General features: G+C 33.9%; 14 protein-coding genes. 7 read left to right on the forward strand and 7 right to left on the reverse strand.

Annotated elements, in window-relative coordinates; all coding sequences use genetic code 11:
* Positions 1–6: 6 nt before the first annotated feature.
* Positions 7–954 (forward strand): pyridoxal-phosphate dependent enzyme, encoded by a 948-nt coding sequence (locus ACJJVT_RS18060; RefSeq protein WP_405401058.1) that lies wholly within the window; start codon positions 7–9, stop codon positions 952–954.
* Positions 955–966: 12 nt separating this feature from the next.
* On the opposite strand, the gene ACJJVT_RS18065 is transcribed toward ACJJVT_RS18060, so the two are convergent.
* Positions 967–1,389, reverse strand: coding sequence for a hypothetical protein (locus ACJJVT_RS18065; RefSeq protein WP_405400578.1), 423 nt, complete (start codon positions 1,387–1,389; stop codon positions 967–969).
* 1 nt (position 1,390) lies between these two features.
* A complete protein-coding gene (locus ACJJVT_RS18070; protein ID WP_405400580.1) occupies positions 1,391–1,744 on the reverse strand; it encodes a heavy-metal-associated domain-containing protein in 354 nt (117 codons plus the stop codon).
* Between the two features lie 155 nt (positions 1,745–1,899).
* Between ACJJVT_RS18070 and ACJJVT_RS18075 the strand changes: the two genes are divergently transcribed.
* Both ACJJVT_RS18075 and ACJJVT_RS18080 read left to right on the forward strand, forming a co-directional pair.
* Positions 1,900–2,790 (forward strand): DMT family transporter, encoded by an 891-nt coding sequence (locus tag ACJJVT_RS18075; RefSeq protein WP_405400581.1) that lies wholly within the window; start codon positions 1,900–1,902, stop codon positions 2,788–2,790.
* A gap of 68 nt (positions 2,791–2,858) precedes the next feature.
* Positions 2,859–3,602: a head GIN domain-containing protein gene (locus ACJJVT_RS18080; RefSeq protein WP_405400582.1), complete on the forward strand. Its 744-nt coding sequence runs from the start codon at positions 2,859–2,861 to the stop codon at positions 3,600–3,602.
* 72 nt (positions 3,603–3,674) lie between these two features.
* Here ACJJVT_RS18080 and ACJJVT_RS18085 read toward each other — a convergent pair whose 3' ends face one another.
* Together ACJJVT_RS18085 and ACJJVT_RS18090 are read right to left on the reverse strand one after the other, a co-directional pair.
* Complete coding sequence (locus ACJJVT_RS18085) at positions 3,675–5,747, reverse strand: M16 family metallopeptidase (RefSeq protein WP_405400583.1); 2,073 nt, start codon at positions 5,745–5,747, stop codon at positions 3,675–3,677.
* An 8-nt stretch (positions 5,748–5,755) separates the two neighbouring features.
* On the reverse strand, positions 5,756–7,078 hold the full coding sequence (locus tag ACJJVT_RS18090) for a M16 family metallopeptidase (RefSeq protein ID WP_405400584.1): 1,323 nt from the start codon (positions 7,076–7,078) through the stop codon (positions 5,756–5,758).
* 184 nt (positions 7,079–7,262) lie between these two features.
* On the opposite strand from ACJJVT_RS18090, the gene ACJJVT_RS18095 reads away from it, so the two are divergent.
* The 3 genes from ACJJVT_RS18095 (at position 7,263) to rpmA (ending at position 8,782) form a co-directional block, all read left to right on the forward strand.
* The gene (locus ACJJVT_RS18095; RefSeq protein ID WP_405400585.1) at positions 7,263–7,718 is read left to right on the forward strand and encodes a DUF4199 domain-containing protein; all 456 of its coding nucleotides are present in this window, start codon (positions 7,263–7,265) and stop codon (positions 7,716–7,718) included.
* 97 nt (positions 7,719–7,815) lie between these two features.
* Positions 7,816–8,481 carry a 50S ribosomal protein L21 gene (gene rplU / locus ACJJVT_RS18100; protein WP_405400587.1) on the forward strand — a complete coding sequence of 222 codons (666 nt, stop codon included), beginning with the start codon at positions 7,816–7,818 and terminating at the stop codon, positions 8,479–8,481.
* 40 nt (positions 8,482–8,521) lie between these two features.
* Positions 8,522–8,782, forward strand: coding sequence for a 50S ribosomal protein L27 (rpmA, locus tag ACJJVT_RS18105; RefSeq protein WP_073240841.1), 261 nt, complete (start codon positions 8,522–8,524; stop codon positions 8,780–8,782).
* 65 nt (positions 8,783–8,847) lie between these two features.
* Here rpmA and ACJJVT_RS18110 read toward each other — a convergent pair whose 3' ends face one another.
* Entirely contained in the window at positions 8,848–10,188 is a 1,341-nt protein-coding gene (locus ACJJVT_RS18110) for a hypothetical protein (RefSeq protein ID WP_405400589.1), read from the reverse strand.
* A 57-nt stretch (positions 10,189–10,245) separates the two neighbouring features.
* Positions 10,246–10,767 carry a 5' nucleotidase, NT5C type gene (locus ACJJVT_RS18115; RefSeq protein WP_405400591.1) on the reverse strand — a complete coding sequence of 174 codons (522 nt, stop codon included), beginning with the start codon at positions 10,765–10,767 and terminating at the stop codon, positions 10,246–10,248.
* A gap of 145 nt (positions 10,768–10,912) precedes the next feature.
* Here ACJJVT_RS18115 and ACJJVT_RS18120 point away from each other — a divergent pair, with 145 nt between their 5' ends.
* Positions 10,913–11,248 carry a CCC motif membrane protein gene (locus tag ACJJVT_RS18120; RefSeq protein ID WP_405400593.1) on the forward strand — a complete coding sequence of 112 codons (336 nt, stop codon included), beginning with the start codon at positions 10,913–10,915 and terminating at the stop codon, positions 11,246–11,248.
* Positions 11,249–11,286: 38 nt separating this feature from the next.
* Here the strand turns inward: ACJJVT_RS18120 and ACJJVT_RS18125 are convergent, their stop codons facing one another.
* Positions 11,287–12,390, reverse strand: a complete 1,104-nt coding sequence (locus ACJJVT_RS18125) for an SDR family oxidoreductase (RefSeq protein WP_405400594.1) — start codon at positions 12,388–12,390, stop codon at positions 11,287–11,289.
* Positions 12,391–12,565: the final 175 nt, after the last annotated feature.

Genomic DNA, 12,565 nt, shown 5'->3' on the forward strand with positions numbered 1-12,565 from the left:
TGAATGATGACAAAACAAGAACTTTTAGATTGTCATAAACGAATAGCTCCATTTGTTTACGATACAGCTGTTTTAACCTCAAGATTAATTGATAAAGAGGTAGGTGCTCAAGTTTTTTTTAAGTGCGAAAATTTTCAAAGAGCAGGAGCGTATAAAATGCGCGGTGCTACCAATGCTATTTTGCAATTATCAGAAGAGCAAAAGAAAAACGGTGTAGTAACACATTCGTCGGGTAATTTTGCCCAAGCTTTATCGTTGGCAGCACAGAGTGTTGGTGTAACAGCACATATTGTGATGCCAAATACAGCCCCAGAAGTCAAAAAAGTAGGGGTTAGAGAGTATGGCGGTAAAATATATGAGTGCGAGCCTATAGTAGAGGCAAGACAGGCGTATGCTGATCAAATAGGATTAAAAACAGGAGCTACTTTCGTGCATCCATCCAACGATACAAATGTTATTTTAGGGCAGGGTACAGCTGCGTTAGAATTGCTTCAAAAACAACCTGATTTAGATTTTATATTTTGCCCGGTAGGTGGCGGCGGACTCATTGCTGGTTCGGCGTTGGCGTCAAAATATTTTGGAAACAATTGTAAAGTATATGGTGCAGAGCCATTTGAGGCAGATGATGCCTACCGCTCATTACAAAGTGGTAAAATAGAAAGTAATGAAACCACTAATACCATTGCCGATGGATTAAAAACGATGTTGGGTGACAAGAATTTTCCTATTATAAAAGAACTGGTAAGTGGTATCGTTAGAATTACCGAAGATGAGATAGTTGCTGCTATGAAATTAGTTTGGGAACGTATGAAAATTATCATAGAACCCTCTAGTGCGGTAACAGTGGCTGCAGTTTTGAAACAATCAAAAGAGCAGCCAGAAGTTTTTCAAAATAAAAAAATAGGAGTTATAATTTCTGGTGGTAATGTAGACCTTTCTAATTTACCTTTTTAAAACACCTTGTTTTTATTGCTTGCTTAGAATCTCTTCAGCACGCTCTATACTGGAATTGATGTTCTCTTTTACTTGTTGAACTTTCTCTTCCTCTTCTTTTAGCCATGCTTTCTTTTCATCAGAAAGTTCTTTACCGTTCATTATTTCTTCCGAATCGAAACGATCACCAAAACCTTGCATCCAATCCATCATCGATCTATTGGCTTCTTGAAGGTCTTTCATTGCTTTTGCTTCAACCGACTCGGCTCCTAAAGAATCTGCCATTGGTTTTAACTGACCAACTAACTTTCCTAAAGTTCCCATTTTTGGCATAACCTCATCATGTATGCTCATTACATTCTCCATTTTTGAAGGCTCATCTACTTTCTTGGTTTCTTTGCAAGAAGTGAACGTAATTAATGTAGCTATGGCAAGTGTATAAAGTATATTTTTCATTTTAGTTTTCTTGAGGAATAATTGAAGTTATTGTGTACGTGTAATCTTTTACTTTAGTATTGGTAATAACAGCTTTAATATCTTCAATAGTCATAATTGTAGGGTCAAAAGTTATGAGTCCGTTTTTATTTTCAAAACTAATTTCTGAAGAAACTACACCTTCGGTTTCCATTAAATTTGATGAGATTTTGTCTGCACAACCTTCTTGGCAGGCCATACCCTCTATATTAACCAAAACGGTATTCGGGATATTGTTTATAATTTCATCAGGTAAAGCGTCATCTTCTTGAGCGAATGAAACATTGGTTGCTAATGTGAATATGGTCACAAATAGAAATAATACTTTGAATTTCATAACATTGAAGTGATGGTTGCATTGTTAGCGCAAACCTTATTATAAGGTAAAGATACCAAATATGTAAAATGGTTTATCTAATCAATAGTAAAAATTAGTCTGTAACTAGTTGTATTTTTTAGAAAAAACCCCACTTTTGCTGTAAACTAAAAGAATTGAAGAATATTGATCAAAAGTGGATTTACCTAGTAATTCTATCGCTTATATGGGGTTCTTCTTTTATACTTATAAAAAGATCTTTAGTTGGTTATACGCCACTTCAAGTAGGTGGATTAAGAATCGTATTTGCATCTGTCTTATTATTTGTTCTAGGTTTTAAATCTTTGAAGACACTTTCGAAAACCGATTGGAAATGGGTGGGTATCGCAGGGTTGTGCAGTTCATTTTTTCCGCCTTTTTTCTTTGCCTTGGCACAAATGGAAATTAGTAGTGGTATTACGTCTATTTTAAACTCTGTAGCACCTTTGTTTACAACATTGGTGGGTATAGCGCTTTTCGGACTTTCGCTTAAAGGAAGACAGGTGTTGGGGGTTTTGATAGGTCTTTTTGGTACTATAGTGCTTATTGCTGCGGGTATGGAGAATAATGTAAATCAGAATTATTGGTATTCTTTATTTATAATTATTGCTGCGTTGGGCTATGCTTTTAATATCAACATCATTAAGAAGTATTTGTCTCATTTAACGCCCTTGGCTGTTACAACGGCTAGCTTCGGTGTTGCTTTTTTTCCGGCATTGATTATATTGATTTATACGGGAGTATTTCAACAGTTTTCTGGTAATAGTGCTATGCATGAGGCAGTCTGGTATATAATGGCATTGGCATTTTTAGGTACGGCTTTGGCGAATATCCTATTCAATAAATTAATAAAATTATCTAGTCCTGTATTTGCTGCATCAGTAACGTATCTAATTCCGCTTGTAGCAGTGTTATGGGGTTTTCTAGATGGCGAAAATATTAGTATTCTACAACTCTTGGGCGGACTCATTATCTTATTTGGTGTTTGGCTGGTAAATAGAAAAAAAGTGATAGTTCTGGAAAAATAGTTAGGCGTACTGTAACAAAAGCTATTTATGGTTGTCTTTTTATAGAATTAATCAAAAAACTGAAAATCATGAAAAAAATCATATTTACGCTACTTGCAGTAACCTTTGTTGTAGGCGGTATACAGGCTCAAGAAAAAACATTCAACGTAAAATCTTTCGATAAATTAATTGTTAGTCCGCATATAGAATTAAATCTTATTGAAGGTGAAGAAGAAAGTGTTGTGATAGACAATGCAAAAATATCGTTAGATAAAATAAATGTAGAAGTAGAAGGTAGAACGTTGCGTTTGTACTTAGATGGTGCTAAGGTGGTAACCAAATCTGAACGAATTTCAACGGATCAATGGCGTGGTAGCAAATCGCTATACAATGGTACTATGGCTTCTGTAACGGTTACCTATAGAAAACTTGAAAATTTATCGATACGTGGGGAAGAAATTGTACGTTGCAAAAATTTATTCACAGCCGATGATTTTAAAATGTCGCTATACGGAGAAGCTAAAGTGTACTTTGATTCGGTTTCTATAGATGAATTAACAGTATCAATTTATGGTAGTAGCTACTTAGAAGTTGGAGAAGGTACTGTTGCTCGCCAAGTATTTAGAGCTTATGGGGAAAGCGAAGTAAACACTGAAGGTATGGTTGCCGATGAAACTAAAATTACCGCTTATGGCGAAAGTAATTTTAGGGTAAATGTTGTTGAAAGATTGAAAGTAACCTGTTATGGGGAAACAAATATAAACTACACTGGTAACCCAGAAGTAGATAAGGGATTGATCTTCGGAGAAGCAACAATCAGAAAAATAGGATAAGAACTTAACCTGGAAATTGAAAAACAAAAAACCCGCTATTTAGCGGGTTTTTCTATGTATAATAAATTGGATTTATTCAAAATCGGCAGGTGATACACCGTCATTGACTTTGATTTCAGAAACTATGAATTCAAAAGACTGTGGACCAACGGTCTGCATTATTTTATAAGGAAACAATATACCAGATACCTCTTTGTAATCTTCAAAATTAGAAGTACTTGCAATTTGCTGACCTTGCATTTCAGTAACTGTAACCTCTTGTAATTTGAGTCCGGTTTCAGCATCATAAAAAGCAGATTTGTTTTCGCCAACTTTAAGTTTGTAGGTGTTTTTATCGCCAACCATTTCCATACCTTCTAGGGCAATGGTGTTGTCACTTAATAATTGAAGTTCGGTAAAAGGAGCAGATTCTTTTTTAATCGCTTGCAATTCTTTTTCTTCAAGATCCTTACGTTGCCCTTGCATTATCATATAGCCTTTATCACCATTAAGTACTTGCTTACTAACCGAATTACCCATCATTTGTACATCTTGCATTAGTTGATCACTAGATGTTTTTTTGATGTTTAGATTAAGCTTCATGCCTTGCATTTCTGCTTCGGCCATCATTGCTAGGGTGTTGACACCTTCTAATTTCGATTTTCCGCCAATTGCCTCAATATATTTTTTAAGTACGGATTGCGCAGACACATCACTTGGTAATGCGGCATTGTAATCGGGAGTATCAACTCTGTCGGCAGTTTTAGAATAGGCAAGCACCGGAAGTTTTTTTCCTTTGAACTCCACATTTTCTAGGTTGGCTAAAATATCACTTCCCTTACCAACAACAATTACTCTGGCATTGTCAACGTTGAAATATTTTTTAGCAGCACTTTCTACTTCTTCTTTGCTAACCTTATCTAGTTTCTCTAAGAATGTTTTGTAGAAATCTTTAGGTAAATTTTCTTTCTCAACATTCAAAGCATATCTCGCAATGGTTTCTGGATCTTCTAGTGCCATTATGAAACTACCGGCATATAAGGCTTTGGTATTTTTTAATTCCTCATCGGTTACAGGTTTAGTGGTAATAAGTTCAAGTTCTTTTAACATTTCGACTACAGAACTATCGGTGACCATATTTCTAACTTCTGCAGATGCTCTAAATCTAGAAGGACCATATTTGTCGTTACCAATAGAAGAATAGGCACCGTAAGTGTAGCCTTTGTCTTCTCTTAAATTAGAATACAATCTACTATCAGATCCCCCGCCCAAAATTTCGTTGGCTAAAAGGGAAGCTATATAATCATCGTCTTTCATTTTAAGGTTTACAATATTCTGTACTGTAATTTCTGACTGAACGGCATTTGGCATATCAACGAAGTTAATTTGCGTATTCGGTACGTTCTTAGACTGGGAATAAGAGAAACTTGGTGGCACGGCTTTTGTCCAAGATGTAAAATAGGTTTCTGTTAAAGTCTTCACTTCTTCAAAATTTACATCACCAATAACAATTAAATAGGCATTAGCAGGTACAAAGTACTCTCGGTAAAACTCTTCAACATCACCAAGAGTAATATTGTTTACTGTAGCTTCGGTAGTAAATTCTCCATAAGGATGATTTTTACCGTAGGCTAATGCTCTTTGAACTCTACTAGAAATTGAAGAAACTACTTTCTCTTCAGACTTTAATCCGGTAATAAGTTTGTCTTTTTCTTTGTCAAATTCCTCTTGAGTAAAATTCGGATTAATAGCTGCGTCTGCCATAAGTTCCATCATTCTAGAAAAGTATTTAGAAAGAGATTGAGCGTAAGCACCTTGAGAGCTAAAATATAGTCTTGCTCCTAAAAAATCGATTTCTTCATTGAAGGCTTCTTTCGTTATATTTTTAGATCCTAGCCCTAAAAGACTACCAGTTAAACTAGCAGTACCAGCTTTGTCACCTTCTGAAATTGGCGGATTATCAATTGATAATTGCATAGAAACTCTTGGTAGTTTATGGTTTTCGACTATCAATACTTTTAATCCGTTATTGAGGTTAAAAGATTGCGGTTCTCCTAAGTTAATTTCAGGTGCTGGTCCTGGTTTGGGCATAACTGTACGGTCTACCTGTGCTTGAACAGCGAAAAAGGAGAATAATGTTAGTAGTAATATATATGTATTTTTCATAGTTATTTTTAGTTTGCAGTATTTTGTTCAGGTAAATATTCTAGAACCAATCTTTGGTTGGGTTTTAGATACTTATTGGCGACCTCTTTAATTTCTTCTCTTGTAATAGACCTATAAACCTCAATTTCTTTGTTAATTAAAGAAGTGTCACCGTAAAGCATATAGTATTCAGCTAGAGAACTAGCGATGCCTTCAACACTTGAATTACTGTTTACGAATTCATTTTCAAACTTGTTCTGCAATTTTTGATAATCATTTTCAGAAATAAGTCCATCTCTTAATTTTTCTACTTCTGTTTCAATAGAGGTATTAAGTGTGCTTAAGCTAGTCTCGCCCACAGGAAGTGCAAAAACGATATACATACCATAATCTTCTAAGGTTACCGGTATAGCGCCAATTTGTAAGGCCTGCTTTTCTTCGTCAACCATTTTCTTGTAAAGTTTAGAAGATGGTCCGTCAGATAAATAAGTAGAAATCATTTCTAGTACCTGGCTTTCTCTATTTTTTAGACCGGGAGTTCTATAAGCAATCATAGTAGCCGGTATTTGAATATTAGAGTCGTAAGCCTTTGCGTTAATTTCTGATGTTATAGGAGTTTCTTTTGGAAAGTTTCTTGCAATTTCTGCTCCTTTCGGGATATCCTTAAAGTAATCTGAAATTAATTTTTTGGCATTTTCTTTCTCAAAATCGCCAGCAATAACTAATACTGCATTGTTCGGAGAATAGAATTTTTTCTGAAAAGCAATGAACTCATCTAAAGTAGCGGCATCTAAATCTGCCATTTTACCGATTACCGTTTCTTTATAAGGATGGCTTTTAAAAAGGTTTCTCTTTATGTTTTCAATGAATTTACCGTAAGGTGAATTATCAACACGAAGTCTTTTTTCTTCTTTAACAACTTCATTTTGAGTGTCAACCCCTTTTTGATTGATAACAGGATGAAGCATTCTTTCAGATTCTAGCCAAAGTCCTAGTTCTAGGTTGTTGGAAGGAAAAACTTCATAATAGTACGTTCTATCTTCATTGGTGGTAGCATTACCTGATCCGCCATTAGAAGAGACTATTTTATCCCATTGTCCTTTTTTAATGTTCTCGGTGCCTTCAAAAAGAAGATGTTCGAAAAAATGTGCAAATCCGGTTCGTTTTGGATCTTCATCTTTAGATCCAACATGGTATAAAACCGAAATTGAGATAATAGGTGCGGTATTGTCTTGGTGTAGAATAACGTGAAGGTCGTTGTCTAAGTTGTACTCTTCAAAAGCGACCTCTTGTGCGAGTCCGGCAAATCCAAAAAAGGATACTGCCGAAACCAGTAGTAATTTCATTTTCATTTAAACTATTTTAGGTTAGTGTTTAATTGTTCTGTTTTGTTAGTATGTGATTTTATAAAAATGTTACACAAAAAAAATAATTTGTAAGAACAATCTTCAATATAAGTATTCTTTAACAGATTAAATTGAATTAATAGTTGTTTATTGTTTATATTAAAAGTCTAAACAAAAAAATATACTCGTTATGAATAACTATGCTCTACCAATTAGATTTGGCGTCGCTGCCAGTGGCTCTTTGATCGCTTATTTTTTAATCTTATCATTACTTGGGCTACATGTAAATGTGTTTTATAGTCTATTTAATGCTGTAATAACAGGCTTTGCCATTTATGAAGCTATTAAATACTACAAAATAAAAAAGGCAGATGATTTTACGTATGCTGGCGGATTTATGGCAGGTTTAATTACTGGTGGAGTGGCAACCTTAATATTTACCTTGTTTTTTGCGGTGTATTCAACAGAGCTACAGCCGGGCTTTTTAGAGGAATTATCTACCAAGTGGGCTAATACATATCGTAGTTTTGAGGCTATCGTGTTTTTAGTGGTTGCAGTAATGGGTTTTACGACAAGCTTGGTATTAACGCTATCTTTTATGCAACTATTTAAGACTTCGAACACTAGAAGTATGAAGAGTGTGTAAAATTCGTAAAAAAACACTTGTAAATTCACGATTAACAACTATATTTGCACCCGCCTATGGAAAAAATCCATCAGGTTTAATCATTACATTTAACAATATGTACGCAATTGTAGAGATGGCAGGGCAGCAATTTAAAGTTGCAAAAGACCAGAAAGTGTACGTTCACCGTTTACAGGTAGAAGAGGGTAAAAAAGTCACTTTTGACAATGTACTTCTTTTGGCTGATGGATCGAACGTTACTATCGGCGCCCCGGCTATAGACGGAGCCGCAGTAGAGGCTAAAGTCGTTAAACACCTAAGAGGTGACAAAGTAATCGTTTTTCACAAGAAAAGACGTAAAGGTTACAGAAAGAAAAATGGACATCGTCAGTCTCTTACAGAGATTGTAATCGAGTCAATTGTTTCTAAAGGAGCTAAGAAAGCAGAAACTAAAAAAGCTGAACCAAAGGCTAAAAAAGTTGAAGCAAAAGCAGCACCAGTTGCAGCAAAGCCAAAAGCTAAAAAAGCTACAGGTAAAGCTGATGACTTGAAAAAAGTTGAAGGTATCGGACCAAAAATCGCTGAGACCTTAAACAATGCAGGTATTTCTACTTTTGCTGAATTAGCAAAAACAGACGCAGCTAAAATTTCTGAAATTATTGCTGACGTTCGTGGAAATCACGTAACTGACACTTGGCCTAAGCAAGCACAATTAGCTGCTGATGGTAAATGGGATGAGTTACAGAAATGGCAAGACGAATTAGATGGTGGTGTAGCTAAATAAGCTAAACCATTAAGTATAATAAAATTTAAAACCTTAGACAATGGCACATAAGAAAGGTGTAGGTAGTTCGAAAAACGGTAGAGAATCAGAATCAAAACGATTAGGAGTTAAGATTTTTGGTGGTCAAGCTGCAATCGCTGGTAACATTATTGTTAGACAGAGAGGAACAAGACACAATCCTGGTGAAAATGTTTACGCAGGAAAAGACCATACATTACACGCACGTGTAGATGGTTTAGTAAAGTTTACTAAAAAAGCTGGTGGAAAATCATTTGTTTCCATAGAGCCTTTTGAAGCATAAGCTTTAAGCAAATTATTAAAAAAACCCTCTTCAGTAATGAAGAGGGTTTTTTTTATTCTATTATTTTAAATAGAGTCAGAAAATTCTATATTCTTGGAGGGTTGTGGATGTAGAAGTAGGGTATTGATTAATTCAATGTTAGTATTCGGCTCGTTGTTCCGGATAACCGTTAAGGAACCTCCGTAAGTACCACCATGTTCTTCGTAATTGTCAATATAAAAATTATGCTTTTTAATATATAAATCCTTTAATTCTATTTGTTTATTGTCGATTAGTTTAATCAATTTTTTTGAAAGATTATTGATAAGAGTTTTTTGTTTTTTATTTAGAGAATACACCCCAGGTATAAGTGCTCGTTGTTTGAGTTCTAGCTTTATAAGAATTTCTCCTTTCGGTACGTAATCTCTTTTATGTCTTTTGTGAGCTTTTAAATGCTCCGATAACGTTTTTTTTAAATCGTTTTGATAAGTATTCCGTAAAATTTCTAGTTCTAACTTAATATTATTAGGAATCTCTTTTTCAATAGTTTCTCGCCAATTACATAAAACTGGTAAGTGTTGTTTGATTAGGTAATCTAAATAACTCTCAGTTTCTTTTATTTTTTGAATTTTCCCTTTGTTCTCATCATCGAAATAAGAGATTCTTAGCTTTTCATTATGCTCTTGCCATTCTATATATTTTTTAAATTGTTGTTCGCTTAATATGGATTTTTTAAAAGATTTTTCTAATTCCCATTCTTCAAACTCGCTCAAAATTTCTCCACTAGAATCTTTACTGGTTTTGTTTTCTCTGTAATTATAAATTAGCTCGGCTTGCTCGTTTGTTAAATTTAGAGATTCATTCATATTAACTATCAATTCTATTTGACCTTTTAGAATCCAATCTTCATTTAATTGATCTACCTTATAAAACTCTTTTAATTGTTCTTGGTTTAGAAAAGTTTTTAATTTTTCATGGGCTATTTTTAAATATATTTTACGTCTATGGTTTACTGTATAATCTTCTACTTTATAGCCAGATTTATCACTCGTTTCCCATTGACTTTTTTGAAGTATTTCTTGAAGTTCTACTAATTCATTGTCGCTCAGTTTTAAAGAAGCGTATTCCTTTTTTTTGATTTCAAATCTTCTTTTTTCAAAATCTTGTTTTTCGTAATTACTTTTTAACTTTTGTTTTATTTCTCTAAATTGACTTCTTTGTTTAACATTTAATTTTCTGTAAATGGCCTTATAATAGCGCCAGCGTTCTATTTTTTCATCATAATCAGGATCAATACTCCATGCATAATCTTTAAGCTGCTTATAGGTGAGTTCATCAATTTCAAGAATCTGCCTTTTAGATAGGTTTAACTGCTCGCCATACTGATCTGTAACTGTTATTGTGTTCTTAATTTTAGGATGAGCCATAGGGTAAGAATGTAATTAACAAAGTGATTCACTTTAAATATAAATAATTTAAAGTAGTTACAACAACTTCTCCCCAATCTCGAACCAAGTATTAACACGTTCAAAACCTTCTGTATTTACATTGTGTGGTGAGGTGAATTGAAGGCTTCTGCCTTCAAAAGTTTCTAAGTTAAAACTACGATCGTCTATTAAAATATCTCCTTTGAGAATGTGTTTGTGACCACAAAGAATGCGATTTTGCCAAGGTAAAAAAGGAAAGTGTTCATCTAGCCATTCACTTTTTTCTTCCAAAGAATTTGGGAACTGCATTGCGGCGGATGCAATATACACTTCATGCTTATCGGCAAGTTGAGATAATATTTCTTGACTGCCTGCAATGGGTTTTAGATTTCTGAAAAAGCCTCTTCTAGTGGCATGTTTGCGAACACTATCTTGATGTGCCTCTGGCACCATACGCCATACTTCGGTACCCGAGCATAAATCTTTTGTTAGTTCTCCGTTAAATTCAGCATTATAAAGTTCTATATGGGCGCCATAGGTATCAGCGATTACCTCGTCCATGTCAACAAATAGTATCATATTATTTTTTTAAACGAAGTACGTAAAATCGTGGTTAAGAGAAAAGCGATAGTCCAAAAGTTGTTGTAAATCGATAGATATTTTACCAATTGATAAATTAAAATTTATTTAATATTTTTAAATAATTAATTTTTTAAAGCATTGTATGGAAATTAAAAAACTACCTAATTCTTTAACTATTTACCTGCTGGCTATATTAAGCTGTTTTATTTGTTGCTTTGGTGGTATTGGTATTATACCTGCAATTATTTCTTATTATTTAGCATCTAAATCTGAAGGTATTTATATAATGAATCCTGAAAGTTTCAGTAATTTTTCTACGATAAAGAAAAGTAAAATTATAGCTATTATAGGTATAATCTTAAATGTAATTATAATCGGTGTTACCATTTGGACATTGAGTACAATAGGTTGGGATGCCTGGTCAGAAGAGTTCGTAAGAAGATGGAGTGCAGGTATGGAAAGTTCTGGGGGTTATTAATTTTAATGTAGCCAATATGAGTATTTTGGTCAAATTTACTACCATTTTTGATTTCTAAATTCGTTGGTTTTAGCAAAAGTTATCGTGCTTCCTAGATACTCCTCTAGATTATATTTGGGTATGGGCAAAATTTTCTCTAGTTCGGTCGTGTCCCACTCACATGGCTTAGAAGTTAGGTAAGGAGTGATATGGACACCAATAGTTTCGTAATAAAATTTTTCTAATTTAGACTCAAAACCTGTTGTGGCATTTATAATATTTGGCGTAAGCTTAAAGTTTTCAAAATCTACAGTTTCTAATATTCTGGAAACACCTCTTGTAACATGTGTTGTTTTAGAATGTACAATGTTTAATTGTTTTATGGTCGTGTCAAATACTTTTACAATGACCTTGGCTGCATAATCTGTCGGTATAATGTTTAAACCACTATTTGAATTTGCGGTAATTCTAATTATATCTGTTGTAGTGTTGTTATAAAAGAATTTAGCGAATAGATAAAAGACCATGTATTTAGAAATAAAAAAACTAGGCTTGTTAGTTATATTCCCACCTAAAACACTAGGTCTTAAAATTTGTACAGGTATGTTTTGGGCTGCTCCAGTTTGGGTTAAAAATTGCTCTGAAGCAAATTTAGACGCTTCATAATGGTTTCTATGACTTTTAGGTTTCATTTGTAAATAGTCGTTAGAAATGATTCCGCCAATATTGCCAGCTGAAAAGGCGGTACTTATGTAAGTAAACTTCTCAATAAATGGAGTATAGGTTTCAAATATAGATTTAGTGAATTCAAAATTCTCTTTAAATATTTCAGCTTTAGCTTCGGGTCGTGTTGAAAGATTTACAAAACCTGCTAAATGTATAAAATGACTGATTTTTTTGCCATTTAAAAATTGTTCGGGTTTAAAAATATCTTTAGCAGAGATGACTACGGTTTTAACGAGAATGTCCTTAAGATTATTTTTAATGAAACTTGGTGCAAACTCACTATTAAACATATTTAAAATACGTTTCTCTGATGAAATCGTTTTCTTTTCACGTACAGGTAGATATAGTTTTTCTATACCGGAAAACCGTTCTTCTAATAGAGAGAATAAAACCTGAGAACCCAAAGTTCCTGTAGCGCCGGTAATTAAAATTATCATGATAATATTGATTGAGGCTGCAATATCGTACTAAATAAAGAAATTAATAGCGTCTTTTAAGAAAGGAGAGTCTCTTGTGTAGGGTTTGAGCGGATGGGTATTGTAATTTATTTTTGAATAGGTTATTAGATACGCGCATCTATATTTTTGAAGTCAATAAAAATTTTCTTTCGGC

This window comes from Maribacter sp. Asnod2-G09 (assembly GCF_045063795.1).
Classification (GTDB): Bacteria; Bacteroidota; Bacteroidia; order Flavobacteriales; family Flavobacteriaceae; genus Maribacter.

Excerpts from the sequence above, each read along its gene's own strand:
- ACJJVT_RS18120 (WP_405400593.1), top strand. The coding sequence starts at position 10,913 with ATGGAAATTAAAAAACTACCTAATTCTTTAACTATTTACCTGCTGGCT.
- ACJJVT_RS18065 (WP_405400578.1), bottom strand. The coding sequence starts at position 1,389 with ATGAAAAATATACTTTATACACTTGCCATAGCTACATTAATTACGTTC.
- rplU (WP_405400587.1), top strand. The coding sequence starts at position 7,816 with ATGTACGCAATTGTAGAGATGGCAGGGCAGCAATTTAAAGTTGCAAAA.
- ACJJVT_RS18080 (WP_405400582.1), top strand. The coding sequence starts at position 2,859 with ATGAAAAAAATCATATTTACGCTACTTGCAGTAACCTTTGTTGTAGGC.
- ACJJVT_RS18110 (WP_405400589.1), bottom strand. The coding sequence starts at position 10,188 with ATGGCTCATCCTAAAATTAAGAACACAATAACAGTTACAGATCAGTAT.
- ACJJVT_RS18070 (WP_405400580.1), bottom strand. The coding sequence starts at position 1,744 with ATGAAATTCAAAGTATTATTTCTATTTGTGACCATATTCACATTAGCA.
- rpmA (WP_073240841.1), top strand. The coding sequence starts at position 8,522 with ATGGCACATAAGAAAGGTGTAGGTAGTTCGAAAAACGGTAGAGAATCA.
- ACJJVT_RS18090 (WP_405400584.1), bottom strand. The coding sequence starts at position 7,078 with ATGAAAATGAAATTACTACTGGTTTCGGCAGTATCCTTTTTTGGATTT.
- ACJJVT_RS18125 (WP_405400594.1), bottom strand. The coding sequence starts at position 12,390 with ATGATAATTTTAATTACCGGCGCTACAGGAACTTTGGGTTCTCAGGTT.
- ACJJVT_RS18095 (WP_405400585.1), top strand. The coding sequence starts at position 7,263 with ATGAATAACTATGCTCTACCAATTAGATTTGGCGTCGCTGCCAGTGGC.
- ACJJVT_RS18085 (WP_405400583.1), bottom strand. The coding sequence starts at position 5,747 with ATGAAAAATACATATATATTACTACTAACATTATTCTCCTTTTTCGCT.
- ACJJVT_RS18115 (WP_405400591.1), bottom strand. The coding sequence starts at position 10,767 with ATGATACTATTTGTTGACATGGACGAGGTAATCGCTGATACCTATGGC.
- ACJJVT_RS18060 (WP_405401058.1), top strand. The coding sequence starts at position 7 with ATGACAAAACAAGAACTTTTAGATTGTCATAAACGAATAGCTCCATTT.